This is a genomic window from Rhizobium sp. R711 (assembly GCF_002211365.1).
Lineage (GTDB): Bacteria > Pseudomonadota > Alphaproteobacteria > Rhizobiales > Rhizobiaceae > Rhizobium.
The window spans coordinates 39,447-56,101 of the sequence record NZ_LOKZ01000004.1 but is presented as its reverse complement, the minus strand read 5'-3'; the positions used below and the strand labels follow the sequence as shown (position 1 = coordinate 56,101).

The 16,655-nt window shown below is 59.5% G+C and carries 16 protein-coding genes; 9 read left to right on the top strand and 7 right to left on the bottom strand.

The window, feature by feature from the left end; translation table 11 throughout:
• Window positions 1-50: 50 nt before the first annotated feature.
• Together ATY80_RS08055 and ATY80_RS08050 are read right to left on the bottom strand one after the other, a co-directional pair.
• Window positions 51-1,604: an amino acid permease gene (locus tag ATY80_RS08055; RefSeq protein ID WP_088691924.1), complete on the bottom strand. Its 1,554-nt coding sequence runs from the start codon at window positions 1,602-1,604 to the stop codon at window positions 51-53.
• Window positions 1,605-1,729: 125 nt separating this feature from the next.
• Window positions 1,730-2,503: an N-formylglutamate amidohydrolase gene (locus tag ATY80_RS08050; RefSeq protein WP_088691923.1), complete on the bottom strand. Its 774-nt coding sequence runs from the start codon at window positions 2,501-2,503 to the stop codon at window positions 1,730-1,732.
• A gap of 176 nt (window positions 2,504-2,679) precedes the next feature.
• On the opposite strand from ATY80_RS08050, the gene ATY80_RS08045 reads away from it, so the two are divergent.
• From ATY80_RS08045 to ATY80_RS08020, 6 genes are all read left to right on the top strand, one after another.
• Window positions 2,680-3,552 (top strand): MurR/RpiR family transcriptional regulator, encoded by an 873-nt coding sequence (locus ATY80_RS08045; RefSeq protein ID WP_088691922.1) that lies wholly within the window; start codon window positions 2,680-2,682, stop codon window positions 3,550-3,552.
• A gap of 180 nt (window positions 3,553-3,732) precedes the next feature.
• Window positions 3,733-4,836 (top strand): ABC transporter substrate-binding protein, encoded by a 1,104-nt coding sequence (locus ATY80_RS08040; protein WP_088691921.1) that lies wholly within the window; start codon window positions 3,733-3,735, stop codon window positions 4,834-4,836.
• A gap of 70 nt (window positions 4,837-4,906) precedes the next feature.
• Window positions 4,907-5,800: an ABC transporter permease subunit gene (locus tag ATY80_RS08035; protein WP_088691920.1), complete on the top strand. Its 894-nt coding sequence runs from the start codon at window positions 4,907-4,909 to the stop codon at window positions 5,798-5,800.
• Window positions 5,797-6,585, top strand: a complete 789-nt coding sequence (locus ATY80_RS08030) for an ABC transporter permease (protein WP_088691919.1) — start codon at window positions 5,797-5,799, stop codon at window positions 6,583-6,585. Before ATY80_RS08035 ends, ATY80_RS08030 begins: the two co-directional genes overlap by 4 nt.
• Window positions 6,586-6,599: 14 nt before the next feature.
• Window positions 6,600-7,661, top strand: a complete 1,062-nt coding sequence (locus ATY80_RS08025) for an ABC transporter ATP-binding protein (RefSeq protein ID WP_088691918.1) — start codon at window positions 6,600-6,602, stop codon at window positions 7,659-7,661.
• A gap of 177 nt (window positions 7,662-7,838) precedes the next feature.
• On the top strand, window positions 7,839-8,144 hold the full coding sequence (locus tag ATY80_RS08020) for an NIPSNAP family protein (protein WP_088691917.1): 306 nt from the start codon (window positions 7,839-7,841) through the stop codon (window positions 8,142-8,144).
• A 54-nt stretch (window positions 8,145-8,198) separates the two neighbouring features.
• On the opposite strand, the gene ATY80_RS08015 is transcribed toward ATY80_RS08020, so the two are convergent.
• The 5 genes from ATY80_RS08015 to ATY80_RS07995 form a co-directional block, all read right to left on the bottom strand.
• Entirely contained in the window at window positions 8,199-9,200 is a 1,002-nt protein-coding gene (locus ATY80_RS08015; protein WP_088691916.1) for an ATP-binding cassette domain-containing protein, read from the bottom strand.
• Between the two features lie 12 nt (window positions 9,201-9,212).
• The gene (locus ATY80_RS08010; protein ID WP_088691915.1) at window positions 9,213-10,295 is read right to left on the bottom strand and encodes a Gfo/Idh/MocA family oxidoreductase; all 1,083 of its coding nucleotides are present in this window, start codon (window positions 10,293-10,295) and stop codon (window positions 9,213-9,215) included.
• Complete coding sequence (locus ATY80_RS08005) at window positions 10,292-11,134, bottom strand: carbohydrate ABC transporter permease (RefSeq protein WP_088691914.1); 843 nt, start codon at window positions 11,132-11,134, stop codon at window positions 10,292-10,294. Before ATY80_RS08005 ends, ATY80_RS08010 begins: the two co-directional genes overlap by 4 nt.
• A 10-nt stretch (window positions 11,135-11,144) precedes the next feature.
• Window positions 11,145-12,092, bottom strand: a complete 948-nt coding sequence (locus ATY80_RS08000) for a sugar ABC transporter permease (RefSeq protein WP_088691913.1) — start codon at window positions 12,090-12,092, stop codon at window positions 11,145-11,147.
• Window positions 12,093-12,277: 185 nt separating this feature from the next.
• On the bottom strand, window positions 12,278-13,537 hold the full coding sequence (locus ATY80_RS07995; protein WP_088691912.1) for an ABC transporter substrate-binding protein: 1,260 nt from the start codon (window positions 13,535-13,537) through the stop codon (window positions 12,278-12,280).
• A 520-nt stretch (window positions 13,538-14,057) separates the two neighbouring features.
• Here ATY80_RS07995 and ATY80_RS07990 point away from each other — a divergent pair.
• Genes ATY80_RS07990 through ATY80_RS07980 form a run of 3 tightly spaced genes read left to right on the top strand, consistent with a single transcriptional unit; the run spans window position 14,058 to window position 16,628 of the window.
• The gene (locus ATY80_RS07990) at window positions 14,058-14,942 is read left to right on the top strand and encodes an N-acetylglucosamine kinase (protein ID WP_088691911.1); all 885 of its coding nucleotides are present in this window, start codon (window positions 14,058-14,060) and stop codon (window positions 14,940-14,942) included.
• Window positions 14,939-15,703 carry a GntR family transcriptional regulator gene (locus tag ATY80_RS07985; protein WP_007802416.1) on the top strand — a complete coding sequence of 255 codons (765 nt, stop codon included), beginning with the start codon at window positions 14,939-14,941 and terminating at the stop codon, window positions 15,701-15,703. Before ATY80_RS07990 ends, ATY80_RS07985 begins: the two co-directional genes overlap by 4 nt.
• Window positions 15,704-15,752: 49 nt before the next feature.
• Window positions 15,753-16,628: a hypothetical protein gene (locus tag ATY80_RS07980; protein WP_088691910.1), complete on the top strand. Its 876-nt coding sequence runs from the start codon at window positions 15,753-15,755 to the stop codon at window positions 16,626-16,628.
• Window positions 16,629-16,655 lie beyond the last annotated feature (27 nt).

The window sequence follows — 16,655 nt, the reverse complement described above, 5'->3', positions numbered from 1 at the left end:
GATACGGGGCCGCCAGAGCGGCCCCGCGGCTATAGAGGGAAGTCGAAACCTCAGGCCTCGCCGACGGCCTTTTCGGCAGCCGCAATCTCGGCCTGACGGCGCGCGACTTCGTCGCCAATCGGCGGCCCCTTGAAGCGGCGGCTTTCGAAGCCGAACCATACGATCGCAGTCAGCAAGAGGAAACCGACGGTAACGTAAAGCGCAGCGCCGTTCGGCGGCTGGATGCCTATGACGAAGATCAGGACCATCGCGATGATCGACAAGACTGCAAACAGCTTGAACATGCCTTCACCGAGGTTCCACGGACCCATCTTGTCCCACTTCGATGTGCCCCAAGCGACGAGGCCGAGCGTGATCGGGATCGCGAAGGAGAAGAAGAGGAAAATGACCGTGCACGAGACAACGATCGTGTAAACCGGCGTCTCACCGATCTTCATGAAGTCGAGTGAGGTGAACCAAACGAACAGTACCGACAGGATCGATCCCGTCCAGATGGCCGCGACCGGCGTGCGATGCTTCGGGCTGACCTTCGACAGCGCCTTTGAGGCCGGCAGACCGCCGTCACGCGAGAAGGCGAAGATCATGCGCGAAACCGACGTGACCGTTGCCAGACCGCACAGCCACTGGCTGACGAAGATGGCAAGGTAGAGCAGATCCTTGACGACGGGGTTTACCTGACTGTCCATTGCCCAGAAGAACACGTTCCAGCCCTGCTTTGCCGCATCGTCCATGTTCGGCAGCATCAGCACGAAGGCGCAAAGCATGATGTAGCCGAAGAGCGCAGACCACAAAACGGAAGAGACCATACCGCGCGGAACGGAATGAGCGGCCTTGACTGTTTCTTCCGACGTGTGCGCCGAAGCGTCGTAGCCGGTGATCGTGTAGATCGGCAGCAAAAGGCCGAGCAGGAATACCCAAGTGCCCGAAGTCGACGGCCAGACGTTGCCGCCCGCTTCGCCTGAATAGTTGGCGAAGGTGAAAAGGCGGGCCAAATCGTAGGACGGAGCAGCGAGCAAGCAGACTGCGGCAAGAGCGATTGCCGTTGCGAAGATCAGATAGCCCGAAAAGTCTGTGAGCTTCGCAGTCAGTCCGATCCCCATGTGGTTTACCAGCGCCTGAGCGCCGGTAATGACAACCAGGAAGAGGATGCGAACTGTCGTCGTATCCGTCAGACCGAAGTAGCTCGTCCCGAAGGAGCCCATGAAGAAGTAATAGGTACCGACGTTGATCGCGCCGAGAACCGTGACGAGACCGAGCAGGTTGAACCATGCGGTGAGCCAGCCGGTGAAGCGGTTGCCGAGGATTGAACCCCAGTGGTAGAGGCCGCCCGCGGTCGGATAGGCCGAGCTGATTTGCGCCATGGCCACGGCGAAGACCAGCGAGACGAAGCAACCGACCGGCCAGCCGATACCGATGGCCGCACCGCCGGCACCCGCCGTGGCTTGCGCCAGCGAGTTGATACCGCCGGAAAGAATGCAAATGATGGAAAACGAGACGGCAAAGTTCGAGAACGAGCTCATCCGCCGTTCCAGCTCCTGGGCATAGCCCATGGAATGCAGGATATGCATATCCTGCTTCTTGTCGTGATCCGTGTAGTCGGACATGACTTCCCCCTGTTTAGCGATCAGCCGCGGAATTGCGGATGATCATCCAGTGCCAAAGTGCCCGTGACGTTTTCGCCTACGGGCGATCGCAGTTAGACTGCTCCCTGGGGTCTTTTTCTTTGTTTTCAGGCGTCCAGGCTTTGCCGGAGAAGCCCTGTCAGATAGTCGGCCATGACCCCTTGACCGTCTTGATCTGAGATGAGGTCGTTGCGGACCTCGATCATTACATTGCGCAGCCCGTTCGAAAGCCCGTGCAGAACCAGCGTGTGCGTCACGCCATCCGCAGGGCCATAGGGCTCGTTGCGTTCGATTTTGTAGAGAGGCGAGCCGGTCAACGCCACGTTCAAAACGCTGTCGGCGAAACGGCTGTCTTCGTCATGCAATATACCAATTTCCACGGCCCGCATCTTGCCGTGGTACACCGGAGTGAAGCTATGGATCGTCGCGATCACCGTCTCCTGCCCCCTCGCCTTGCGATCGCGAATCAGTGCGCGAATGCCGTCGTGGAAAGGAATATACAACGCTTCGGTTCGCGCGAGGCGTTCTTCCGCATTGAGGTGGGCGTTGCCCGGTATTTCGTAGATTTCGCTCTTCTCGGGCATGGCGCCAGCTGACTCCGGCGGCCTGTTGCAATCGTAGATCAATCGCGAAAATCGCTGGTGGATGAGAGTGGCATCGAGGGCTCTGGAAATCCCGCGTGCAACGGCCAACGCGCCCGGATCCCATGCGATGTGGCTTTCCAACGCCTCGGCTGACAGACCGAGTGTCCCGTACCGCTCAGGAAGCAACCGGGACGCATGTTCGCAGATCACCAGTAACGAGCTCCTGCCGTTCGGCCGTTCGACCGCAACGCACTCGCCTTCCGCTTCGCTTAGGACCTTGAACTGAGCAGGCACCACAGCCGCATCCCGATCATTAATAAAAAATGTATAAGAAAAGAATTCTTCAGGTTCCGACGACTGTCAAGCGCGCCCTGAAAATTTCTTTTCATGACAGCAGTTGACATGGATTGTGACAGCGTTGTTAACTTTCAGTGGGAAAGTGGCACAAGACCAATCCCGGGGAGCAAGTTAGCGTGACCGCTGCGTCGAAGACAGTTTCGGACGTAATCCATTCGCATTTCGGCACGCTCACGCGGGCCGAAAAGCAATTGGCAGAGAGCCTATTGGACAACTACCCCGTCTCCGGACTGGGGAGCATCACGACGATTGCGGAGAACGCCGGTGTGTCGACACCGACAGTCGTGCGCATGGTTCAAAAGCTCGGTTTCAAGGGCTATCCCGATTTTCAGGCGCACTTGCACCAGGAAGTCGAAGCGACGATCTCAAACCCGATCACCAAACATGACCGCTGGGCCTCCAACGCGCCGGGCACACATATTCTCAACCGTTTCGCCGACGCCATCATGGGCAACCTGCGCCAGACACTGAGCGCGCTCGATACCGCAACCTTCGACAATGTTGCCTCGTTGTTGTCCGATCGCAAGCGCAGCCTCTACTTTGTCGGCGGACGCATCACCGGCGCGCTGGCCGAGTACTTCTTTACCCATATGCAGGTCATTCGGCCGAACACCGCGCTGCTGTCTTCCAACTCCAGCAGCTGGCCGCAATACGTACTCAACATGAATCCCGGCGACCTCCTGGTTATCTTCGATATCCGTCGCTACGAGCAGGAAATGGTCAGTCTCGCGACGGCCGCCCGCAAGAGCGGAGCCGAGATCGTCGTCTTCACAGATCAATGGGGGTCGCCAGCCGCCAAGCTCGCGCGTCACACGTTTCGTGTGCAGATCGAGGCGCCATCGGCATGGGACTCTTCCGTCGTCACTCTCTTCATCGTCGAGGCGCTGATCGAGGCCGTTCAAAGCTCGACCTGGGATGAGACGAAGGAACGCATGAAGACCCTGGAGGGTCTGTTCGAGCAAACCAGGCTCTTCCGCAAACTTAGTTAGGAGGGAAAATAAGACAGACAGATGACGTGAAGCATTTGAGCGAACATCGTGTCGTAAACGAAGCATCGCCGCCAACTGCCTGCTATACAAAGAAAAAAGAAGGTCATCAAACTGTCACGAAAGCTTCACGTTACGTCAGTAACAGCATCGTCGGACACTGAAACCCGAAGGAGAACAACAGTGATCTCTAATATTTCAAAAATGCTCTCGCTTTCTACTGCGATTGTCGTTGCTTCTACTGCAATCGCAGCTGCTGAACCAAGCGCTGAACTCATCGCTGCCGCCAAGAAGGAAGGCACGCTGACGACGATCGCGCTTCCGCACGACTGGTGCGGCTACGGCGACGTCATTGCCGGCTTCAAGGCCAAGTACGGCCTCGAGGTCAACGAGCTGAACCCGGACGCAGGCTCGGGCGATGAAATCGAAGCAATCAAGGCCAACAAAGGCAACACCGGCCCGCAGGCTCCTGACGTTGTCGACGTCGGCCTCTCCTTCGGTCCGTCGGCCAAGGCCGACGGCCTGATCCAGCCGTACAAGGTTTCCACTTGGGACTCCATTCCCGACAGCGCCAAGGATGCTGACGGCTTTTGGTACGGCGACTACTACGGCGTTCTCTCCTTCCTCGTGAACAAGGACCTCGTCAAGGAATCTCCGGCTGACTGGGCTGACCTGAAGAAGAGCGACTACGCCAACACTGTTGCTCTTGCTGGCGATCCGCGCACTGCAAACCAGGCCGTTCAGGGCGTATTCGCTTCCGGTCTTTCGGCGGCAGGTGGCGATGCTGCAAAGGCCGGCGAGGAAGGCCTGAAGTTCTTTGCCGAACTCAACAAGAGCGGGAACTTCGTTCCGGTCGTCGGCAAGGCCGCACCGTTTGCTCAGGGCTCGACGCCGATCATCGTCGCCTGGGACTACAATGCCCTTTCCTGGGGTCAAAGCCTGAAGGGCAATCCTCCGTTTGAAGTCGTCGTTCCGAAGACCGGCGTTGTTGCAGGCGTTTACGTCCAGGCGATCTCGGCCTTTGCTCCGCATCCGAACGCAGCAAAGCTCTGGATGGAATACCTCTACTCCGACGAAGGTCAGCTTGGCTGGCTGAAGGGCTATTGCCATCCGATCCGCTTCAACGATCTGGCAAAGAACAACAAGATCCCGAAGGACCTTCTTGACAAGCTCCCGCCGGCCGCCGCGTATGAGAAGGCAATCTTCCCGACGCTCGAGCAGCAGAAAGCGGCCAAGGAAACCATCACCAAGAACTGGGATTCCGTGGTCGGCGCCAACGTCAAGTAATGTTTGAAACTGCCTCTCCGCCGCGAGGCGGAGAGGCGTCCAGTCAGTTGCCCGATAAGGCCGTCCGTCTATGAGCAGTGTTTCAACCGCCGTCGTCAGCACCACGCCCCTGATAAACCGTGACAGAGTGATCGACTGGCTCGGCATCGCGCCATTCATGATCTTCGCGCTGATGTTCTTGATCATCCCGACGGTTTATCTGGTAGCGGGCGCTTTCCTTACGCCCGAAGGCGACCTGACCCTCCGGAACATTGCCGACCTGTTCACGCCGTCGATCCTCAGTGCCTACTGGATCAGTATCAAGGTGTCGGTGGCATCGGCCCTCGGTGGCGCGGTGATTGGCTTCTTTCTCGCCTGGGCAGTCGTGCTCGGCGGCCTACCGAACTGGGTTCGCTCAGGCCTCCTGACCTTCTCCGGTGTTGCCTCCAATTTCGCGGGCGTGCCCCTCGCCTTCGCCTTCCTCGCCACGCTCGGACGCACCGGTCTCGTAACCGTTTTGATGCGTGACTGGTTTGGCTTCAATCTCTATTCCACCGGCTTTAACCTGCTGAGCTTCTTCGGTCTCACCATCACCTATATGTACTTCCAGATCCCGCTGATGGTGCTGATCCTGACGCCGGCGCTCGACGGCATGAAGAAGGAATGGAAGGAAGCAGCATTGATCCTCGGCGCGACCAATGGCCAGTACTGGCGCATGGTCGCCTTCCCGATCCTCTGGCCGAGCCTGATGGGCACGACACTGCTTCTCTTCGCAAACGCCTTCGGTGCGATCGCCACCGCGTATGCCTTGACCGGTAGCTCGCTCAACATCGTGCCGATATTGCTCTATGCGCAGATCCGCGGTGACGTGCTTCACAATGCCAACCTCGGCTACGCCCTTGCGCTTGGCATGATCGTCATCACCGGTCTGTCCAACCTCCTCTATATCCTGCTGCGCATGCGCGCCGAACGGTGGCAAAAATGAAGACATCACGCCTTGGAGCTTGGATCGCCATTGCGATCGGCGCGATCTACTTTGTCCTGCCGCTCATCGCCACCGTTGAATTCTCGCTGCGTATGCGCCGCGGCACGTACAGTTTCGACGCCTACGCTTCGGTTTTCTCCGATGCGCAATTTCGCGAGACCTTCGGCTATTCGATGCTGATGGCGTTGCTGACGATCGTTTTCGGCATGCTGCTCGTGGTTCCGACGGCCTATTGGGTGCGGCTGCGCTTGCCGCAGATCCGTCCTATCGTCGAGTTCATCACGCTGCTGCCGCTGGTTATCCCGGCAATCGTGATCGTGTTCGGTTACCTCAGAATGTATAATTCGTCGTCGATCCTCCCGCTCACCGGCTCGACCTCGGGTACGAATATCCTGCTCGTCCTGTCCTACATGACGCTGTCGTTGCCCTACATGTACCGCGCCGTCGACACCGCCATGCGCGCAATCGACGTCCGTACGCTCACCGAGGCCGCGGAAAGCCTCGGCGCAAGTTGGACGACGATCATGTTCAAGTGCATTTTCCCGAACGTCATGAGCGGCGTGCTCTCGGGCGCCTTCATCACACTTGCAATCGTCATGGGCGAATTCACCATGGCCGCGCTCCTCAATCGTCCGGCCTTCGGGCCATACCTCCAGCTGGTCGGCGCCAACCGCGCCTACGAGCCGTCGGCCTTGGCTGTCATCGCCTTCTCGATCACCTGGCTCAGCATGGGCCTGCTGCAACTCGTCTCCCGCTTCCACAAAGCCGCCCCGGCTAAGTCGTAAGGTATCTGGTTTTCATGGCTTTTCTCGAACTCGCAAACCTCAAGAAATCCTTCGGCAACACGCAGGTCGTGCATGACTTCAACATGCAGATCGAGAAGGGTGAATTTATCTCCTTCCTTGGCCCATCGGGCTGCGGCAAGACGACCGTTCTGCGCATGATCGCGGGCTTTGAAACGCCTTCGGGCGGCCGCATCGCGATCGGCGGCAAGGAGCAGAACAATCTGAAGCCCAACAAGCGCAATATCGGCATGGTCTTCCAGGCTTATGCGCTGTTTCCCAACATGACCGTTCACGACAATGTCGCCTTCGGCCTGAAAGTCGCCGGCACGCAACCCGCCGAGATTGATGCCCGCGTCAAGGAAATGCTCGGGCTGATCAAGCTCGACCATCTTGCCGACCGCTACCCCTATCAGCTCTCCGGTGGCCAGCAGCAGCGTGTTGCGCTTGCCCGCGCGCTTGCCGTGCGTCCGCAGGTCCTGTTGCTTGACGAACCACTGTCTGCTCTCGACGCCAAAATCCGCGTATCGCTTCGCGAGGAAATCCGCGCCATCCAGCAGAAGCTCGGCATCACCACCGTCTTCGTGACACACGATCAGGAAGAAGCTCTCTCGATCTCCGACCGCATCGTCGTCATGAACGCCGGCCGCGCCGACCAGATCGGCACGCCGTTCGAGATCTACAACACGCCGGCGACGCGCTTCGTCGCTTCCTTCGTCGGAACGCTCAACATGATCGAAGCGAAAGTCGTTGATCCGGCCGCCAACCGGATCCAGATCGGCGATCAGGGCGTGACCTTGAAGCAGTCGGTCGCCGCCTTCAACGCCGGTGATACCGTATCGCTGGCGCTCCGTCCGGAAGCCGGCTCACTGGCCGAGGGAACGCCGAGCGATACCAAGCTGACCGGCCAAGTCGTGTCCGCCCACTTCCTCGGCTCGGTCATCCGCACGCGCATGAACGTCGGCGGCAATGTCATTTCCTTCGACATGTTCAATAGCCCAGGCGTTGCCCCTCCGGCAGCCGGCGAAACAGTGACGCTTCGCTTCATGGCGGCTGATCTGCTCGTCATCCACGACTGATCGGGCACTCCGCGTCCACTTTTGCGGTTTTGCCACGCGCGTTTCCGGATTTCCGGCGCTGTATTTTACAGCGCCGGAAATTGCATGAACGACAGCTGAAACGCTTTCGTTCTGCAAAGTGAGCGTCATCTCCCCGCCAAGACGACGCCGGCACGCCTCCCCAAACAGGATGTTTCAATGATTACCTGCTACCTGCGTTATACGATCGACCCATACAAGATCGGCGAATTCGAGGAATATGCGCGGCTCTGGATCCCGATCGTCAATCGAATGGGTGGCACCCATCACGGCTATTTCCTGCCGTCCGAGGGCGCCAACAACATTGCCGTCGCACTCTTTTCGTTCCCGAACCTCGCGGCCTACGAAGACTATCGCACGCGCATGGCAAGCGACCCGGAATGCCAGGCCGCGTTCGATCTCGACAAGCGGAACCGCAGCATCATCAGCTACGAGCGCAGTTTCATGCGCCCCGTTCTTGGCTGATCGGTAGAAATGGAAAGCCCCGCTCGATGGCGGGGCTTTTGGTTTGTGGCAGACTTAGCGGATCGCCTTGTCGTTCGCATCGAAGCGATGCATGTGGCTCGTGTCCGGCGTCGCATAGACGATCTCGTCGGGCTCGTACCTGTGCTCGCCGAAGAGCCGCGCGGTGATAAGACCGCACTGCTCGGATTCAAGATAGATGATCGTGTCCGCGCCGAGATGCTCGACGTGCACAACCTTCGCCCGCCAAGTGCCCTGCTCGCGCGAAAGGGTCAAATGCTCCGGGCGGACGCCAACGGTCTTTGCACCGCCATCGGCGACCTTGTCGCCCGGAATGAAGTTCATCATCGGCGAGCCGATGAAGCCCGCAACAAAGGTATTTGCCGGGCGGTTGTAGAGTTCCATCGGCGAGCCCACCTGCTCGATCGCACCGGCATTCAGCACCACGATCTTGTCGGCAAGCGTCATCGCCTCGACCTGGTCGTGGGTGACGTAGATCATGGTCGCCTTCAGGCTGCGGTGCAGCCGGGCGATCTCGAGACGCGTCTGGACGCGCAAGGCGGCATCGAGGTTCGACAGCGGCTCATCGAAGAGGAAGAGCGCGGGCTCGCGCACGATCGCACGACCAATGGCGACGCGCTGACGCTGACCACCGGAGAGTTCCGCCGGGCGCCGGGCGAGATAGGGTTCGAGCGACAGCATCGAGGATGCCTTGGTCACCCGCTTGTCGATCTCGTCCTTTGGCGTGCCCGCCTGCTTGAGGCCGAGGCCCATGTTGTCCTTGACCGTCAGGTGGGGATAGAGCGCGTAGGACTGGAACACCATCGCGATGCCGCGTTTGGCGGGAGGCGTCAACGTCTCCTCTTTGCCATTGATGAGTACGGCGCCAGAGGTGACGTCCTCCAGTCCGGCAATGCTGCGCAAAAGGGTTGACTTGCCGCAGCCCGAAGGTCCGACGAAAATGACGAACTCGCCGTCCTTGACCTCCAGGTCGATGCCCTTCAGCACCTCATGCGTGCCGTAGCTCTTGCGGATAGATTTGAGTTGAAGCGATCCCACTAGTCGTATTCCTTACAGTTTGACCGGCTCTTGGAGCTTGACGGCTTGGCCGGTACGCACGCTTTCGTCGGCGGCGAGGCAGATGCGCAGCGAAGCGACAGCGTCTGCCATGTGGCGGTTGAGGTCGATGTCCTCGCGAATGGCTTTCAGCATGAAGGCCTGTTCGCGGTCGCAGAGTTCCTGATGGCCTGGCTCGCCTGCCATCGTCATGTCCTGGTCCGGTCGGATGAACTTGCCGTCGGGTCCCGTTTCCGCAGTGTGCAGGCGAATAACCGAGGTTTTGGTATGAGCGTCGATATCGTCGGACCTGGCCTTCGGGTCCATGACGATCGAGACCGATCCCTTCGGCGACATGATGTCTTTCACGAAGAATGCCGTTTCCGAGATCATCGGCCCCCAGCCGGCCTCGTACCAGCCGACGGAGCCATCCTCGAACAGCACCTGAAGCTGCCCATAGTTGTACATGTCAGGCGCGATTTCGTCGGAGAGCCGCAGCCCCATCCCTCGTACCTCCACCGGCTTGGCATCGGTGATCTGGCACATGACATCGACATAGTGCACGCCGCAATCGACGATCGGCGACGTCGTCTCCATCAGCGATTTGTGCGTCTCCCACGTCGGACCACTGGACTGCTGATTGAGATTCATGCGGAAGACATACGGCCCACCGAGCTTACGGGCCTCTTCGATCAGTCGCATCCAGGACGGATGGTGGCGAAGGATGTAGCCGATCACCAGCTTTCGCCCGGCCTTCTTCGCCGCCGCCACGACACGCTCCGCATCGGCAACGGTCGTCGCAAGCGGCTTCTCGACAAAGACGTCGCAACCGGCCTCGAAGGCAGCGACCGCATAGTCAGCATGCGTGTCGGAATAGGTGCAGACTGCGCAGAGATCCGGCTTCAACTCGGCAAGCGCTGCCTGGAAATCCGAGTAGATCTCGTAGCCCTGCAATTCCTCCGGCAGCTTTGGTTTGGACCGGTTGACCAGCCCGACAATTTCGAAGCCGGGATTGTTGTGATAGGCCAGCGCATGGCTGCGTCCCATATTGCCGAGGCCGGCGACGAGAACGCGGATTGGCTTGTCGGACGCACTCACTTGACCGCTCCCGAGGTGATACCGCGGATGAGCTGCCGCGAGAAGATGACGTAGAGAACGAGGATCGGCAGGATTGCCAGCGAAAGTGCCGCAAGCACTGCGTTCCAATTGGTCACGAACTGCCCGATGAAGATCTGCGAGCCGAGGGTGACGGTCTTCGTCGCCTCAGCCGGCGCCAGGATCAGCGGGAACCAGAGATCGTTCCAGATCGGGATCATCGTGAAGACGGCGACCGTGGCCATAGCCGGCCGCACCAGCGGCAGCACCAGCCGGAAGAAGATCGAATATTCCGAGAGCCCATCGATGCGGCCTGCATTCTTCAGGTCATCGGAGACGGTCCGCATGAATTCCGACAGGATGAAGATCGCAAGCGGAATGCCCTGCGCGGTATAGACGAGGATAAGCGCCGTCAGCGTGTTGACGAGGCCGGCTGCCACCATCCCCTGCAGGATGGCGACCGTGCCGAGGCGGATCGGGATCATGATACCGATCGCCATGTAGAGACCGGTTAGCGTGTTGCCCCTGAATTTGTATTCAGAGAGCGCGAAAGCCGCCATCGCGCCGAACAGCAGCACGAAGAAGATCGAAACGACCGTGACGATGAAGCTGTTCTGGAAATAGGTCGCGAAGTCACCCTGCCCCAGCACCGTTTGATAACCGACAAGGCTGAAGGTCGAAGGTGTCGGCACCTGCATCGGCGAGCGGAAGATCGCGTTGCGGTCCTTGAACGAGTTGATGATCGTCAGGAACACCGGGAAGATGGCAACCAGCGTATAGCCAATGAGCGCCAGGTGTACGAGACCGGTGCGGATGGGGGATGTGCGTGCTCTGTTGGACATGGCGCACTCCTCAGAACTGGTACCGGCGCATGCGCCGCTGGATGGCAAAAAGGTAGAACGACACGCCGGCGAGAATGATCAGGAACATGACTGTAGCGATTGTGGCGCCCATCGAGCGGTCGCCGAGCTGCAGCTGGAAACCGAAGAAGGTGCGATAGAGCAGAGTGCCCAAGATATCAGTCGACATATCGGGTCCGGCAAGCGCACCCTGCACGGTGTAGATCAGGTCGAAGGCATTGAAGTTGCCGACGAAAGTCAGGATCGAGATAATGCCGATGGCAGGCAGGATAAGGGGCAGCTTGATCTTCCAGAACTGTGCCCATCCGGTGATGCCGTCACACTCGGCGGCCTCGATCACCTCTTCCGGGATGCTGAGCAGCGCCGCGTAGATCAGCATCATCGGAATACCGATATATTGCCAGTTGGAGATCAGCGACACGGCAACCAGCGCCGGCCCCGACTGTCCGAGCCATGGAGCGAAGAACGACTTCATGCCGACGAGGCTCATCAGCCACGGAGCGACGCCCCAGATCGGCGACAGGATGAGCTTCCAGATGAAGCCGACAATCACGAAGGAGAGCAGCGTCGGCAGGAACATGGCCGTGCGGTAGAACGCCACGAAGCGAAGCCGCGGCGTCGACAGCAGCGCCGCCAACGCGATGCCGATCGGGTTCTGCACGCACATGTGAATGACGAAGAAGATGAAGTTGTTGACTAGCGCGTTCCAGAAGTCATGTGCCCAGCGGGCATCGCCGAACAACACCTTGTAGTTCGCAAAGCCGACGAAGGCAGGCACGCCATCAACGGTGTTGTAGAACGAAAGCCGCAGCGTTTCGATCAGCGGCAGGATCATGATCGCCGAATAGACGAGGAATGCCGGGAAAAGAAAGACGCCGATGTGCCAGCGCACGGGGCGCTTGATTGGAACGACATCGACAGCGGATAGGGCTTCGCTCATGGCTTTTGCCTGTTCTTCTTGGCTGCACCTGGCGCGGCGCATCTGACACGGCGGGCAGAACGCCCTTCCCTCTATTCGTCTCCCCGTCCCTTCGGGTTTCGAAGGAGGCGGGGAGAGGAAAAGCGGACACGAAATTGGCTTTGAGCCGGAGTGAGGGACGGCTGATGCCGTCCCTCACATCGCAATCACTTGCCCGGCTTGAACCAGCCATTCAGGCCGTCCTGCAGCTTCTTGGCGGCATCAGCCGGCGTAACAGTGCCGTTGATGACGTTTGCAGAAGCGACCCAGGTCTCGTTTTCGAGGTTCGGCGTACCGCGCGACAGGATCTGGTAGGTCGAGCGGATCGTCGACTTGAACGGGCCACGCCAGGAGACGAATTCCTGGGCCAGCGGATCGCTCATCTTCACCGGCGTCGAGTTCAGGCTGAAGAAGCCCGGCAGCGCGTTGGCGTAGATTTCGGCAAATTCCGGCGAAGCGACCCAGGTGAGGAACTTCTTGGCTTCCTCGGCATGGGTGCTCTTGGCGTTCAGGCTGACGCCAATATCCGGATGGTCGGAGATATAGCCTTGGTCACCGGCCTTCGGAACCGGCGGCGGGAACGCGCCCATCTTGAACTGGGCCTGACTGTTAAACAGCGAGATCTCCCAGGAACCGGCCGGATAGATCGCGGCGCGGCCGAGCGTGAAGAGGTTCTGGCTATCGGAATAGGTCTGGGCTTCGAAACCGTCGCCGAGATAAGGCTTCCACTTGGCGAGTTGCTCGAAAGGCTGGACCCATTCCGCATCGGTCAGCTTCTGCTTGCCGCCAACGAGTGCCAAGCGGCCATCTTCACCCTTCCAGTAGTTCGGGCCGATGTTCTGGTAGCCCATGGTCGCGGCTTCCCAGAGATCCTTCGTGCCCATGGCCATCGGGATATAGGTGCCGTCAGCCTTGATCTTGTCGAGGGCGGCGAAGAATTCTTCTTCAGTCTTAGGAACGGAGATGCCGAGCTTATCGAAGGCATCCTTGTTGTAGATGAAACCATGGATGACCGAGGCCATCGGCACGCAGAAGGTGGACTTGCCGTCATCTGTCGTCCAGGCAGCCTTGGCGACGGCCGAGAAGTTCTCGATGCCCGGCAGGCTCGTCAGATCGGCGATCTGTTTCTTGTTGAAGAGTTCGAGCGAGGCGTCGAACGGGCGGCAGGTGATGATGTCACCAGCGGAACCGGCATCCAGTTTGGCGTTCAGCGAGGCGTTGTATTCGGTCGGCGCGGTCGGCGAGAAAACGAGCTTGATGCCCGGGTTCTTGGCTTCGAATGCCGGGATGATCTTTTCCTGCCAGATCTGCAGGTCGTCGTTGCGCCAACTTTCAATCGTCAGCGTGACGTCGGCGGCATGAGCAAAGCCAACTGATGTCAGCAGGCTGGATGCCAGCAAGAAGCCTTTAAGTGCGGTGTTCTTCATTTCCCTCTCCTGTTTTATGCGCCGATGAAGCGCTGTTCCTGACCTGAAACAAGCGTTCGCGTGCGTGAGGTCACACGCAACGCCACTTTAAGGGCCGTCAACAACTGCCGGCCCGAAGCTCAACCGGCACGACAGGTCGCCCCGTCGGCCAGACAGCGTACCCGAACAAGAAACCGATCCGGCACAGCCATGAAAGGGAAAACTGATGGCGAGAACGGCTTGAAGGCGGCAGAGCCGCCACGGCCGAATCCGCATTTCATCGAGTGGCCCGGCTTATCTCTGTCCTGCCGGTTTATCGCTGCCCGATGCTCTGTTCCCTTTGAGTTGAATTAAGGCCAAAAAAATACCAATTGTCCAGCCAATTCTAACATCCAAGCAACAGAAATGCCGCATTAAAAATTTTATCATTTAAAATCAATGGCATAAAAAGATGAGCTTTTGCCACGCTTTGCACTTGGTAAATGGTATTTTTTTGGTATTGTAATGAAAACAAGGGAATGAGCGGATTTTTGGTGGTTCAATGACAGAACTTACGATCGGCATTGATGGCGGCGGTTCCAGCTGCCGTGCCGCAGTGACGGATGCGACAGGACGTGTCCTTGGTCGTGGCACGGCCGGCCCATCGAACATCCTGTCCGACCTCGACAATTCATTGCTCAACATCATTGCATCGGCCAAGAACGCGTTGAGCGACGCCGGCCTGCCCCCTGAAGCCGTTTCCAGCGTAGCAGCCGTCATCGGCGTCGCCGGCGCAAATGTCGGCGACTATGCCGAACGGATCGAGCGCTCCCTGCCCTTTGCCAGACGTCGTATCGTCACCGATGCGACCACCGCGCTCCAAGGCGCACTGGGCGATTCGGACGGCGTAATCGGCGCCTTCGGCACCGGCTCTGTCTACAATGCGCGCCGCAACGGAAAGCTTTACGGCATCGGCGGCTGGGGCTTCATTGTCGGCGATCAGGCAAGTGGCGCCCGTCTCGGCCGTGACCTGTTGGAACAGTCCTTGCTAGCGCATGACGGCGTGCGCCCCTCCTCGCCTGCGACCCAGACGGTCATGGCCGAGTATGGCGACGATCCCGAGCGTGTCGTGGAATTTGCCCATGTCTCCCGCCCCAATGACTTCGCTCGTTATGCGCCTGTCGTCTTTGAGGCTGCCGCTAAGGGCGACCCTGTTGCGACGGCGATCGTGCGGAACGCAGCGGCCTCGATCGGCGAGAGCCTTGATGCGCTGCTCTGGCCGGAGTGCGAGGCGATTTGCCTGTTGGGTGGATTGGCGAAAGCCTACCGTCCATGGCTTGCGGAACGTCACATTAGCCTGCTGCGAGAGCCCAGGGGAGATGTCCTGCAGGGCGCCATCGATCTCGCGGTGAAGTTTTTGCACGAGGAAGGAACAGGCGCGGCATGACCGACGATTTCGCAAGCCTCCTTTCCCCCGAGCGCCTTCAAGCCGGCGGTACTGGGCCGCTTTACGTCAAATTGCGCCGAACGCTGGAAGATGCCATTCGCACGGGCACGCTCAGCCATGGCGACGCCCTGCCGCCCGAGCGCGATATCGCCGAATTTGCAACGGTCAGCCGGGTGACAGTGCGCAAGGCAATCGATGAGCTTGTTGCCGACGGCCTGCTTGTCCGTCGCCATGGCTCCGGAACCTTTGTGACGAAGCCGGTGTCGAAGGTCGAGCAGCGCCTCTCGCAGCTCACCTCATTTACCGAGGATATGGCCCGTCGCGGCATGACCTCGCGCTCCGAATGGCTCCACAAGGGCATTCATACACCCTCGCCCGATGAAATGATGATTCTCGGCCTCGCAACCGATGTCAGAGTTTCACGCCTCAGCCGTCTGCGCATTGCCGACGATCAGCCGCTGGCAATTGAAAACGCCAGCGTCTCCGGCGAATTCCTTCCGGATCCCTTCGTCGTGACGACGTCGCTCTATGCGGAACTTGAGCGTCGCCAGGTCCGCCCGGTCCGCGCCGTGCAGCGGATTTCCGCGACAAACATGAAGGAGGCCGACGCCCATCTCCTCGGCGTCCCCGTCGGCGCCGCGGGGCTGTCGATCGAACGCATCTCCTATCTGGGCTCCGGCCGGGCGGTCGAGTTCACCCGCTCGCTCTATCGTGGCGACGCCTATGATTTTGTCGCCGAACTGACGATCGGTGCGCCGTGATGCCCGGTCGCATTGAAGGGACGGTCAAGGGCGTCTATTCAATATGCCCATGACGACTCGCATCACGATCCTCGACAGCATCTCCGATCCCGGAAATCCCGCAAAGCCGAACGACGACAGCTTCGGCTATAACGACGCCTGCGCCTTCGTCATCGACGGTGCAACGGGCCTCGGCGATCGCCAGTATATGGATGAGGCAGGCAGCGACGCCGCCTGGATCGCCCGGCATTTCGCCCGCGGCTTTCAGGATCAGATCACCCGTGAGTCCAGTGTCTCAGAGGTTGCGCACGACCTGTCTCTCGCAGCTCGCTCGGCGTTTCTGAGCGGCCACGAGACCGTGCCGCGTTACGCCTGGCCGTTGACCGCGTTCGCGATGCTGCATCAGACTGATGACGGTTTCCACTTCATAGGCCTCGGCGACTCCTGCCTTTTTCTACTGGAGGAAAATGGCTTCGCCACCATGCACATGGCAATTCCGGGCGCCTACCAGCATGAACAAAACCAGGCGCGAAAGCACATTGCGCGAACGGGCGGCATCACGAAGGAAGGTGGCGCGCTCGGCAATTCCGAGACCCTCGCCTTGTTGCGCCAGCACCGCGAGCGGCAGAATACGCCGGAGAGCGGGGTTTGGACCCTCGGCCTCGTACCGGAGGCCGCCGACCATCTGGTTTCCGAGCGGCTTGTTATCAGAGGCAGGGCGCACGCGATCATCTGCAGCGATGGCTTCTCGGACTTGGCGGTCCTCTACGCGGCCTATGATTCCGAAAGCCTCGTGCGCACCGCGCGCGAAAAGGGTCTGCGGTCGATGGTGGAGGAACTCAGGCGCTTCGAACGCGAGATCGATCCCGAAGGCCTGCGCTATCCGCGCTATAAGCAGAGCGACGACACCACGGCCCTACTCGTCCAATTGACGCCCAGCACCTGAGACGGTTTCCGATTCAGTTTCAGCGCC

Excerpts from the sequence above, each read along its gene's own strand:
- ATY80_RS07995 (WP_088691912.1), bottom strand. The coding sequence starts at position 13,537 with ATGAAGAACACCGCACTTAAAGGCTTCTTGCTGGCATCCAGCCTGCTG.
- ATY80_RS08055 (WP_088691924.1), bottom strand. The coding sequence starts at position 1,604 with ATGTCCGACTACACGGATCACGACAAGAAGCAGGATATGCATATCCTG.
- ATY80_RS08005 (WP_088691914.1), bottom strand. The coding sequence starts at position 11,134 with ATGTCCAACAGAGCACGCACATCCCCCATCCGCACCGGTCTCGTACAC.
- ATY80_RS08000 (WP_088691913.1), bottom strand. The coding sequence starts at position 12,092 with ATGAGCGAAGCCCTATCCGCTGTCGATGTCGTTCCAATCAAGCGCCCC.
- ATY80_RS08025 (WP_088691918.1), top strand. The coding sequence starts at position 6,600 with ATGGCTTTTCTCGAACTCGCAAACCTCAAGAAATCCTTCGGCAACACG.
- ATY80_RS08030 (WP_088691919.1), top strand. The coding sequence starts at position 5,797 with ATGAAGACATCACGCCTTGGAGCTTGGATCGCCATTGCGATCGGCGCG.
- ATY80_RS07980 (WP_088691910.1), top strand. The coding sequence starts at position 15,753 with ATGACGACTCGCATCACGATCCTCGACAGCATCTCCGATCCCGGAAAT.
- ATY80_RS07985 (WP_007802416.1), top strand. The coding sequence starts at position 14,939 with ATGACCGACGATTTCGCAAGCCTCCTTTCCCCCGAGCGCCTTCAAGCC.
- ATY80_RS07990 (WP_088691911.1), top strand. The coding sequence starts at position 14,058 with ATGACAGAACTTACGATCGGCATTGATGGCGGCGGTTCCAGCTGCCGT.
- ATY80_RS08020 (WP_088691917.1), top strand. The coding sequence starts at position 7,839 with ATGATTACCTGCTACCTGCGTTATACGATCGACCCATACAAGATCGGC.
- ATY80_RS08035 (WP_088691920.1), top strand. The coding sequence starts at position 4,907 with ATGAGCAGTGTTTCAACCGCCGTCGTCAGCACCACGCCCCTGATAAAC.